This is a genomic window from Mesorhizobium sp., from assembly GCF_005063415.1.
GTDB lineage: Bacteria > Pseudomonadota > Alphaproteobacteria > Rhizobiales > Rhizobiaceae > Mesorhizobium.
Genome location: NZ_SUEG01000123.1, coordinates 1 through 1,627, shown reverse-complemented (window position 1 = coordinate 1,627; position 1,627 = coordinate 1). Strand labels below are relative to the sequence as shown.

The window sequence follows — 1,627 nt, the reverse complement described above, 5'->3', positions numbered from 1 at the left end:
GAGCGCGCATGCCGAGAGGCTGGTGAGTGCCTGTCCGGCGCCGTGGAGCTATATTGCCACGGCGCAAGCCTATGACGAGGAGATGCGCGAACGGATCGCGCTGCACCGCTCGCGCCGCGGTGCCGGCTGGACGACCATCGAGGCGCCGCTCGACCTTGCCGGCGCGATCGAGGCACTGCCTGACGGCCAGCCGGTGCTGATCGATTGCCTGACGCTGTGGCTGACCAACCATATGCTGGCCGAACATGATGTCGAGGCCGAATGCCGAAGGCTGGCGGATGTGCTGTCGCGGCCGCGTGGGCCGTGGTTCGTGGTGTCCAACGAGGTCGGCCAGGGCATCGTGCCGGAGAATGCGCTGGCAAGACGGTTTCGCGACGCCGCCGGCCGGCTGAACCAGGACGTCGCGGCAGTTGCCGGCACCGTGCTTTTGATGGTGGCGGGGCTGCCGCTCAAGGTGAAATGACATGGCTGATACTATCGACCCCACGGAAGAGGAACGCCATCGCGCCAAAATGGCCAAGCGCAAGGCGGTGCAGGACGCCGAGGTCGCGGCCAAGACGGTCGAGAAAGGGCTGCTGATCGTCAACACCGGACCGGGCAAGGGCAAGACCACGGCCGCCTTCGGGCTGGCGCTCAGAATGCTCGGCTATGGCAAGCGCGTCGGCGTCGTCCAGTTCATCAAGGGCAAGTGGCACACCGGCGAGAAGGACGCTTTTGCCTGCTTCGGCGACCGCGTCGTCTGGCACGCCATGGGCGAAGGCTTTACCTGGGAGACGCAGGACCTGAAGCGCGACATCGCCGCGGCCGAGGCCGCCTGGGCGAAAGCGCTCGAGCTGATGGCCGAGCCGTCGATCAGCCTCGTGGTGCTGGACGAATTGAACATCGCGTTGCGCTACGACTACCTCGACCTCGAAAAGGTGGTCGCGGCGCTGAAGGCGCGTCGCGAAGGCCTGCATGTCGTCGTCACCGGCCGCAACGCCAAGCCGGCACTGATCGAAGCAGCCGATCTGGTTACCGAGATGGGCGTGACCAAGCACCACTTCTCCGCCGGCGTGAAGGCGCAGCAGGGGATCGAGTTCTGAGGGGTTGGCGATCGGTAGGCGCCCTCCAGCATGCCGGTGCGGTGCCGTCGACGAAGCTGCCAATCTCCCCCCTTGCGGGGGAGATGCCCGGCAGGGCAGAGGGGGGTGCTGTCCCGCCGATTTGCCAGGCAATCGGGCTATTCGGAATAGGGCTAAATCGAAAATTGGCGATCCGGCCCACCCCCCTCTGTCCTGCCGGACATCTCCCCCGCAAGGGGGGAGATCGGATGGCGCTTCGGATTTCGCCAACCTTGAATGGGCAGCGCCAACCTGAAGCGATTACCTTAAGCGATTATTTGAGCGTAGCCCTATTTTGTTCTTGCTTTGTGCCGGCAGCTATGCTACTAATTTCAATATGGTGCTAATTGGCTCCAACGACCCGCCGCTTGGCGGGTTTTCTGTTTGCGCTCGATCTCGAGCGCAGGTCACGCCAAGATAACGAGCGCCGCGACCACCCCGAACAGCGCGATCAGCAGCAAGTCGGCGACCCGGTAGAGTTTCAGCGCCCGCCGGATGTCGGTGCTCTCGACGTCGTCGCGCCGGCC

2 protein-coding genes are annotated in these 1,627 nt (G+C 64.6%); both read left to right on the top strand.

Going from position 1 to position 1,627, the window contains the following annotated elements; genetic code table 11:
• Positions 1-463 (top strand): bifunctional adenosylcobinamide kinase/adenosylcobinamide-phosphate guanylyltransferase (gene cobU, locus E5W70_RS24710; RefSeq protein WP_292663400.1); only part of this gene is annotated, 463 nt, incomplete at its 5' end.
• Between the two features lies 1 nt (position 464).
• Positions 465-1,082, top strand: coding sequence for a cob(I)yrinic acid a,c-diamide adenosyltransferase (cobO, locus tag E5W70_RS24705; protein WP_292663398.1), 618 nt, complete (start codon positions 465-467; stop codon positions 1,080-1,082).
• Positions 1,083-1,627: the final 545 nt, after the last annotated feature.